We start from the raw sequence: 9,099 nt of genomic DNA, 5'->3' as shown, positions 1-9,099 counted from the left end.
CTAGCTTAAGCGGACTAAGACGGTTGGCTAAAATTGTGGAGCGAAGCGAAACGTAGCCAACTGTTTTAGTTCCGTTTAAAGCTCTTGTTAAATGGCTAGTCACCAAACCCTTCGTTTACAATAACACCATTTTTAAACCAAATGTCATATCCCATATCACCCCATGTATCATCTCCAAGAATCATTACCGCAATGCGATCTATAGACTCAACTTCTATTGAGGCAATATGAACCTTAGATGGGTCAATGAAGGAATCAGTCCAGTTTTCACACATTTCCTTTACCTTAGAGTCTATGTGACTTTTACACGATTCAATCCAAGAAATATATAAATCTAATGTGTGTTTTTCTGGCAAATCAATGTTGTGATCTTGATAAACAAACTCAATGTTTTTATATACCAATGACCATTGGCTCAACTTATGAGCGAAAATCAAGTCGTACCATTCAGTCTTAACCGATATATTTTTTTTCTTCTTAAATCCAAACATAGAGTACCATTTAACACCCATATTATAAGAGCCATTTAACGCCAACAGCAAGCGCGCCGCTTTTTGGCGTCGCCTTGGCTGTTTTTGTTATGTTTATTTACTTGTAAGTGACCACAATCCATATGGGTTATAGAAAAAATCATCGCTTTCATATCGATTACAGTCGATGCTATTAATTGTATAAACCATTGATTCATTGTCTTTACCAAAAATTTGGCCGTTCTTGATATTAGGTTCAGCTCTATCTACAACTAGGTACAATAAAAACATATCCAAATCATCAATTGCGGAATCGCAGTTGTTTATTTCAACATCTTTCATTCCGATTAAATGCATTCCAACGGAATAGAGTTTACTTTCGTCAGAAATTGGTAATCGTACCCATGCTCGGTATAGGGAACTTAATCGATTTTCAGGTTCTTTTGAGCGCTCTGAAAGCTCCAGCCACCGTAACTTCCCATGCGCTATACCTGAACTCTCTCCTTTGACAGCTAGTGCCCCCAATTTAAATGCCTCCGCAACTAATGAGAGCATTTTTTGTGATATATCTACCGCATCTTCTTTCTTCATTCTCGGAGAAAGGACGTAGTTTACAGCTGTATGCTTGTATATAGATTCCTGATCTTCTAGTACAAAGGACGGTATTAAGCACTCCATAGACGCTGCAAAAGCTGTACTCATTCCTTCTTGGAAATGCCCATGAGAATATTCCTCGTCATATTCAAACCCTGGGTATTCCTTGCACAGATTTCTAACGACATCCTGATCATTGTTCAGGATACAAACAACATGCCTTGGCTGTACTTCCATAGCTATTCGCTATCTCCTAAAACATAACGCCAAGCTAAGAGGCTCAGCTTCGCTGCGTCCTTGCTTGAGCGCCTTGTTATATTTTTATTTAATCGACTCTATAAATTTTGAGCCTACATTTTCATATTTATAGTTTAAATTGCTACTTACACTGGTGATACCATTTTTAGCCATTAAACCTAAAACTAAGTTAATAGATGTTTCTACTAATTCTTTAGCAGAGTCAAAGGTAACATTATGCTTAATGGTTTCACTTTGACCACAGAGAAGAGCTTTATCATTATGAGCCAGTCTAAAGTCTCTGTATTCTTTGACCCTAACTTCACCCCATAATTGTGATGTTTTTTTTCGGAGATTTTGAAGCTTTTCGTCAAGCGAATCTTCATATTTTAATATCAAGTTACGTTGGGAAAGATATTCAAACCGCTCGTTTCTACTTTTATAAGCATCTGTGTCAAATAGCCTAGCTAGTGAAATTAATATCTCATCATGCATTGAGCGTTTTAGAATCGCACCAAACTCGATTGATTTAGAAGATAAAGTATCAATAGATTTTTGACAGTCGAATATTTCGCTATATACCTGAATTGTTCTGCGTACTCTAATCGCTTCTGATAGATATCTGTTGAACTCATCCATGAAGCGAAACTCTCCTAAAAATATAACGCTAAGTAGGCCGCACGTGCGGCCTATCCCATTCAATGAGCGCGCGGCCTATCTCAAAAAACATGACCTTTATCACATCCGCTCATCAATTAATGATTTCATATTAACCCATTGTCTACCTTAGTTTTTTACTCGGTATCAATCAATCGTCGATCCAAAGCTTTCATTGATTGCTTTGACAAATGACGCAAACGAAACCAGAAACACTGTACAAGTACACAGTTAAAAAGTGCGCAAACCTTGGAAGCTAAACTAATTCCAAGATTCCCTCGTTACCAACTAGTAAAGTCGAGATTCAAAACCATTAGTTTTGGTATGAAAAAAGCCGTGTGTAACCGTGTAGTTCGTAAGAGGGCGTAACAAACTTTGGGGCAAAAACACTTAGCCGTTAGAGGTTGCCCCTCGCATTGCCGCAGTTGGATGCAACGGCATATTTTAAGCACGTTTTGAAGATAATGCTTTGTGAGCTAATCAAACGGAAACTTGGCCGAAAGTAAAGCAGGCTTTGTTTTTAAGCTATCATGCCAATGAACATAAATAGGTAAGCCCATTTAAGGAATCAAGATGATCTTTTCAACAACAGACAGCATAGCCGGTAAACCTACCCGCGAAGTATTGGGCGTAGTCACCGGCAGTGTGGTGCAGTCTAAACATATTGGTCGCGACATAATGGCGGGATTTAAAAGCATTGTAGGCGGCGAAATTCGTGGCTATACCGAGATGCTGAGTGAAGCACGAGACGTGGCGATTCAACGGATGGTTGAAAGTGCTAAAGAGAAAGGTGCTGATGCGGTGGTGGGTATTCGTTTTACCACCAGTGCCATTATGGATGGGTCTTCTGAAATTATGGTGTTTGGTACAGCGGTTAAGCTAGCGGTGTAAGCCCTGCTGGCCGAGCGTACTCGGCCAGAACAATTTTCTTATGAGTTAAATACCACGGTTTTAGGGGGTAGGGTTAACTGCTCTTTACGGGTGAATACCGCCAGCAATACTGGGATTATCACCAAGGTGACGCCAGTAGCAAACAGCTCGCCAAAGACTAAAGATACCGCAGCAGGCTTTAAGTATTGCGCCTGTTCTGAGCTTTCTAGTAGCAAAGGTAACAAACCACATACGGTGGTGATAGTGGTAAGGAAAATAGCCCTTAAGCGGCTGGTGCCAGCTTCTACTAAGGCTTGTTTAAGTGGCATACCCCCTCGATAAAACTGGTTGAAGCGTGTGATTAATACCAAGGAGTCATTAACCACAATGCCGGTCATGGCCATCATGCCAAACATCGACAAAATGCTGAGTGGCAGGTTCATCATGCCGTGGCCAAATATAGCGCCAGCAAACCCAAAGGGGATGACCATCATTATTATTAATGGTTGCCAGTAGGATTTAAGCGGCACCGCGAGTAATACATATATGGCCAGCAAGGTCATTATCATCGCTTCTTTAAAGCCGGCTTGTACTTCACCGAGTTCTTCAAATTCTCCGCTGGGTTTAATTTTTACACCGGGAAAACGCTGTTCTATTTCGCTAAAACTGGGCGCTATTTTAGCTAGCACTTCTTCGGGTGATTGAACACTGCGGTCTTGTCGCCAGCGTAAATTAACCACTTGTTCGCGGTTAAGTCGGTATAAGCTGTCGGGTTGTTGTTGATAATGAAAGCTAGCCACATCGGCCAGCATCACTGACTCGCCACTGTCTAAAAATATGTTGGTTTGCAGCAATTGTTGCGGGGTGGTTTTGTGTGCTTCGCCATAGCGCACTACTACTTTGGTTTCTTGGCCTTGTTGTAATAAACGGTGGATTTCTCGTTCGCCAAAAGCACCTCCGGCAAACAAAGCCAACTTGCGTTGGGTTAAGCCTAGTTGATGACCAAACTCGTTGAGTTCTATACGTAATTGTTGCCCGCCGCCTCGGCCATCGTCGTAGATATCTTGCACCCCAGCTATGCTATTGAGTTCTTCTCGCAAGGCCTTGCTGGCCATAATGGCGAGCTCGCGATCGCTTGAGCTAATGGCCAGATATACTCCGCCTGCAGGTTCATCGCCCGCACTAAATTCGGTGGCGTAAGCGCCTTCTATCTCGCCACTAAGTTTGCGCCAGCGCTTAAGTAATTCATTATTAGGCAGCTGGGTAAGGGCTTGTTGGCTTATCTGTATGGTGGCTTCTATTGCGCCGTAACCGTCTGACCAAATGAGCAAATTTTGTATTGGCGCTTGGCTAAGTTGATAGTCATCTTGCAGTTGTTGATTAAGTCTTAAACCTGTTTGCTCTAACTGGGTTAAGGCTTTTTGCTGTAAGGGCAGGGGAGCGCCGTCTTCTAAGCTTACATTCGCGCTAATATAGCGGCCAGGAATATCGGGAAACGCTGAGCTACGAATGACCCCGGTAGACCAAAATCCATAGGCTAAAATCACTAACGACAAAAAGCCGATGAGGGTGGCGGTTTTATGGTTAATGGCACTACGCAGTACGGGGGCGTAAAGCTTAGCATTAAAGGTAGTTAAACTTGCCTGCGCGGCGTGTTGTAGCTTTGCAAACCAAGAGGTTTTAGTGTTTTTGGGGGCACTGCTTGGGTAGCGAATAGCCGCCAAATGAGCGGGCAAAATCAGCTTGCTTTCGATCAGTGAAAACATTAGCGCAAAAATCACCACCGCAGAGAAGCTGGCGAGCAATTTAGCCAGCTCGTTATCTATCCATAACATTGGCGAAAATGCCGCCATGGTGGTGAGTGCGCCAAATACGGTGGCTACTGATACCGACTCTAATCCTCGCCACGCCGCTTTTAGCGGGTTGTTGAGCTTGTCTCGTTGCTGGTGAATGCTTTCGCCTACTACTACCGCGTCGTCCACTAAAATGCCTAAGACTAAAATAATGCCAAATAAGGTGATGTCGTTAATGCTGTAGTTCATCACTCCCATAGCGGCGAAGGTGCCGAGCAGCGCAACGGGTATGCCTACCGCTACCCAAAAGGCGACTTTTAGCTCTAAAAATATGCCCAGCAATACCAGTACTATTAGCAAACCTTGCCAAGCATTGTGGCTTAACCGACCTAGCTGGTCTTCAATATAGGGCGCCATATCGGCCATGGTAGACAGCGATATATCGCTGGGCAGTATGGCTTGCTGCTCGGCCAATACCTCGCCAATTGCTTCACTAACTGCTAATAAATTGTCTTGCTGGCTAGTGCTTACTAACAGCGCAATAGCCGTTTCTCCATTGTTGCGAACAATAGATCCGCTAGATTCATAGTCTCGATAAATATTGGCTACGTCGGCTAAGTTTACGCTGCCCTGCGGCGTAGACAGTATTTCTAGCCGCTTTAGCTGACTGACGTTTTCGGCATATCCGTCGCCACGTAAGGTAATACGACCCGCGGCGCTTTTTAGCTCGCCGCTGCGGGTTTCAATAGACATTGCTTCGATGCGGCTCGACAGTGCTTCAATGCTTAAACCATAGTTTTTAAGTTGGCTTAATTTGGGCTCAATCACCAGTAAAGGTGTACGGCTGCCCCAGTTGCTCACCTTGGCAATGTTAGGGTGTTTTTTTAGGGCTAATTCAACCTGGCGAGCAATAGGCTGTAATTGCTTATCTGGCCGAGGCCCAGAAATAATGATGAACGAGGCTAAGTTGGTAAATTCGTCGCGAGTGATTTGTGGGCGTTCGGCTTGTACAGGAAAGTTAGCAATTGCGTTCACTCGATTACGTACATCTTCAACTAAGCGGTTTAGATCGGTTTCCGAGGTTTTACGAATACGTACTTGAGATACGCCCGCCGACGATTCGCTAACGATTTGTTTAATGCCGCTTAAATCGCTAACTGCTTGTTCTATTCGCTGGGTGACGCTTTGATCTATTTGCTGAGCGGTGCCACCGGGGTAAACCACGGTAACCGCTAAACTCGAAGGGGCAATTTGCGGGAAGGACTCCACCCGTAAGTGTTTTAGTGATAACAGCCCACCTACCACAATTGCCAGCATCAACAAATTGGCGGCAACGGGGTTATGTAAAAACCAACGACTAAGCCATCTCATTGCGCTACCTCCTGCTCAAATTGCGGGGTAACCCGTAAGCCTTGCAGCATGGATTGCAATGGAAACAACGCAATGACCCGCGCCTGTTTGGGCTGCTGAGTAAACTGCAGCCATACTTGGTTGCCGTTCTCATTCACAATGTTTACTTGCTCTAGCGCGAGTTCGTTATCGGCATTAATACTCCATACTTGGCCATCTTTAGTAAGGGCGCTAATGGGCAGTTTCACTACGTTCGCTTGAGCCGATAAGGTGACTTCTATATTCACTTGTTGCTCGGGCAATAAACGTGGTGGATGTTGATAGGGGTTCGCCACACTGAGTACCACTTGGCGCTGGCGAGTAACGGGATCTACCTGCGGTGCAATATAACGCACCGTGGCCGGCCAGCGCTGATTTTGCCGATCTACCACGGTTATTTGCGGCGCGCTTAAACTGGCTTGCAAGCGGCGCCAGTGTAAATCTGACACTGGCAGCTTTATGTCTATGCTTTCGCTGGACGCGAGATCAAACAGTAACTCTCCTTGCTCAATATGCTGATTAGGACTGACGTAAGAATGCATAATAATGGCGTTAAATGGCGCGTTTACTTGGCTATCACGTAAACGTTGTTGAGTACTTTTGTAGGCTAATTGGGCTCGCGCTAACTCGGCCTTCGCGGCGGCCAGTTGCGGCTCTTTGCGCGCAAAAGCTGAGCGGTTATTTTTATCGAGCATGTTCACGGCCACGGTTTGCTCATGTTTTTGTTGCAGATAGTTAAGTTCGGCCTGCTTTATTTGGCTGTTAGCACTGCTTAACTCTGATTGTAAGTGAATCGGATCTAGTTTTAGCAGCTCTTGCTGGTTTGCCACTAAACTGCCAGGTTGAATACGCTTGTCTAAACTCACTATTTGGCCACGAGTTTGCGCTTTAAGCTGGCTAAACCAACGCGCTTGGCTAATCCCGGTAAACACCAAAGTGGGCGAATACTCATCAGGCGTAACCTTAAGCGCACTTAGCTGCAAATATTGGGCGGGCTTTTCAACATCGGGCACTGCTGCTGGCTCCATCAATACAACGGTGGTTAACGACAGCAGCAATAAGGCTAGCGCTATTAAAATGGGTTTAGCAGCCGATGTTTTCATGGAGTGTCCTTGGCAATAACAGTAAATTTAAAAAGCGAGTGAGTTAACAGATGCTGTCATTATATTGCTGAGAGGCTGTTCAAAAATGTCGCAACTTAGCTGAGGTTTTGTCTTGGCTAAGCTGACAAGTACTGACATAAAGGAGTATGGTGCAGTACAAAGTGGTTTGAATGAGTTGATCAAGCTGCTTATCGCTTAAGACTATGTTAATGCTATATAAAATTAAGGAAAACACAGTGGATGTGACAAGTGCGCTTGGTTGTGTGCTTACTTCAACACTGGGTGAGCTAGAAATAGTGAAGTTTCTTGGTAAGGGGAAGTCTGGCTATTCTTATCTTGCTCAAGGTGTTGAGCAGCAATACGTGGTAAAACTTATGCACAGTGAACCATGTGCCTATTATTCATTTGGTGATGCCAATAAGGTTGAGCTTGAAGTGGCCGCCTACCAAAAACTGGCGAGTGCGGGCATTGCCATTCCTAAGCTTCTTGACGTGAACCTTGAAGGCAATTACTCGGTTAAAGACTACATTGATGGCGATCTTGTCACCGATTTAGTGATTAACGATGCTTTACCAACACGATGTGTAGAGCAGGTGTGCGATATGTTTAAAGCCCTAAAGCCACAGGCATTAAACATCGACTATTTCCCCGATAAATTTGTAATGAGCGATGGCACGCTTTATTACGTAGATTACGAACACAATCCTTATGAAGAACAGTGGGATTTAGTTAACTGGGGTTTGTATTACTGGGCAAACCCAAAAGGGATGAAGGCATTTAAAGACACTAAAGATTCGAGCCATATTAATGTGAGTGCCGATTCAGGCCTGCCACTAAAACAAGGGTTTACAGCCAAGGTAGCTACTTGGGTTGATGCTTATTGTTAGGGGCTTAAATAGAGCCCAAATGTTTAGTGAATAAGGGCGATAGCGATAAGCCGCTTAGGTTAAAAATGATGTTTGGGTTTAAGCACTAACTCGCTATGCTTTGTTACACTTGAACCCTTAGCGTTACCAAGGAAAACTAATGTCGATTACTCACCAGCTTTCTTTATTTGTAGATGTGGTGCAGCAGGGCTCTTTTGCTAAGGCTGCCGCATTACATGATATGGATAACTCGTTGTTGTCGAAGCAGATTAAGCGGCTAGAAACTGAATTAGGTGTACAGCTATTAAACCGTTCTACTCGCTCTTTTTCTCTTACTTCGGCGGGTGAAGAGATTCTTGAAAAAGCCCATTTGATGATAGACACCTTGAGTGATATTCAAAATATTGCGGATTCATACCAATCCCAACCAAAAGGGATTTTGCGGATAGCTGGGCCAATATTTTTTGGCCAGCAGTACTTGCAGCCCGTAGTCTCGCGTTTTATGAAGCAGTATCCCGAGGTAAAAATAAGCCTATCTTTGGAAGACCGCCGTTCAGATATTATTGCTGATCACTTTGATGTGGCATTTCGAATCGGTAAGTTGAGTTCCTCTAACTTAATTGCCAAAAAAATCGCCAGCACCCATTTTGCTATTGTGGCTTCGCAAGGGTTTATTGAGCAATATGGTTGCCCAGAAACACCTGAGCAATTAGTGGCGTTACCCGCCGTAATTTATAGCAATGGCGAAAGAAGCTTAGATCAGTTTAGAGTGAGTGAAGTGCCTCATGGCGAGCAGTTTAAGTCTTACCGTATGCGCGGTAATTACAAAGTGAGTGATGTTCGAACAATGATTGATGCGGTGCGCGATGGCTTAGGTTATTCGGTGATAGATTTGTTTAATTTAGAAAGCCCCATTGCGCAGCTTAAGTTACAGCCTTTGCTCACGAACTATAAAATATCCACCATGGATACCGGCATTTATGCGGTCTATCCGCACCGTAAGCAAACTTTGCTGGTTCGCGAGTTTATTAGTGCGGTACAACAGTACATTGGTACGCCGCCATTTTGGGTAGACCACTTGCCAAATTACAAGTCACTTTACCAATAAAAGCTAAGTAAC

Annotated in this window: 8 protein-coding genes; 3 read left to right on the top strand and 5 right to left on the bottom strand. The window is 44.0% G+C overall.

The annotated features are described in order from the left end of the window. Positions 1-95: 95 nt before the first annotated feature. The 3 genes from ACLD71_RS22295 to ACLD71_RS22285 all read right to left on the bottom strand — a co-directional run bounded on the left by ACLD71_RS22295 (position 96) and on the right by ACLD71_RS22285 (position 1,940). Positions 96-542 (bottom strand): hypothetical protein, encoded by a 447-nt coding sequence (locus ACLD71_RS22295; protein ID WP_411992252.1) that lies wholly within the window; start codon positions 540-542, stop codon positions 96-98. Between the two features lie 42 nt (positions 543-584). After that, positions 585-1,301 carry a hypothetical protein gene (locus ACLD71_RS22290; RefSeq protein ID WP_411992250.1) on the bottom strand — a complete coding sequence of 239 codons (717 nt, stop codon included), beginning with the start codon at positions 1,299-1,301 and terminating at the stop codon, positions 585-587. A gap of 84 nt (positions 1,302-1,385) precedes the next feature. Further along, the gene (locus tag ACLD71_RS22285) at positions 1,386-1,940 is read right to left on the bottom strand and encodes a hypothetical protein (protein ID WP_411992248.1); all 555 of its coding nucleotides are present in this window, start codon (positions 1,938-1,940) and stop codon (positions 1,386-1,388) included. Positions 1,941-2,531: 591 nt separating this feature from the next. Here ACLD71_RS22285 and ACLD71_RS22280 point away from each other — a divergent pair. Then, positions 2,532-2,849, top strand: a complete 318-nt coding sequence (locus ACLD71_RS22280; protein ID WP_137671879.1) for a heavy metal-binding domain-containing protein — start codon at positions 2,532-2,534, stop codon at positions 2,847-2,849. Between the two features lie 38 nt (positions 2,850-2,887). On the opposite strand, the gene ACLD71_RS22275 is transcribed toward ACLD71_RS22280, so the two are convergent. Both ACLD71_RS22275 and ACLD71_RS22270 read right to left on the bottom strand, forming a co-directional pair. Continuing rightward, a complete protein-coding gene (locus tag ACLD71_RS22275) occupies positions 2,888-5,992 on the bottom strand; it encodes an efflux RND transporter permease subunit (RefSeq protein ID WP_411992246.1) in 3,105 nt (1,034 codons plus the stop codon). Further along, positions 5,989-7,113, bottom strand: a complete 1,125-nt coding sequence (locus ACLD71_RS22270) for an efflux RND transporter periplasmic adaptor subunit (RefSeq protein WP_411992244.1) — start codon at positions 7,111-7,113, stop codon at positions 5,989-5,991. Before ACLD71_RS22270 ends, ACLD71_RS22275 begins: the two co-directional genes overlap by 4 nt. 236 nt (positions 7,114-7,349) lie before the next feature. Between ACLD71_RS22270 and ACLD71_RS22265 the strand changes: the two genes are divergently transcribed. Both ACLD71_RS22265 and ACLD71_RS22260 read left to right on the top strand, forming a co-directional pair. Continuing rightward, entirely contained in the window at positions 7,350-8,000 is a 651-nt protein-coding gene (locus ACLD71_RS22265) for a hypothetical protein (protein WP_411992242.1), read from the top strand. 139 nt (positions 8,001-8,139) lie between these two features. Further along, the gene (locus ACLD71_RS22260) at positions 8,140-9,087 is read left to right on the top strand and encodes a LysR family transcriptional regulator (RefSeq protein WP_137671875.1); all 948 of its coding nucleotides are present in this window, start codon (positions 8,140-8,142) and stop codon (positions 9,085-9,087) included. The last annotated feature ends 12 nt before the right edge of the window (positions 9,088-9,099 follow it).

The sequence above is a fragment of the Agarivorans sp. DSG3-1 genome (genome assembly GCF_046774965.1).
GTDB lineage: Bacteria > Pseudomonadota > Gammaproteobacteria > Enterobacterales > Celerinatantimonadaceae > Agarivorans.
Note: the sequence above shows the minus strand (reverse complement) of the source record. Positions and strands in the feature narration are given on the sequence as shown.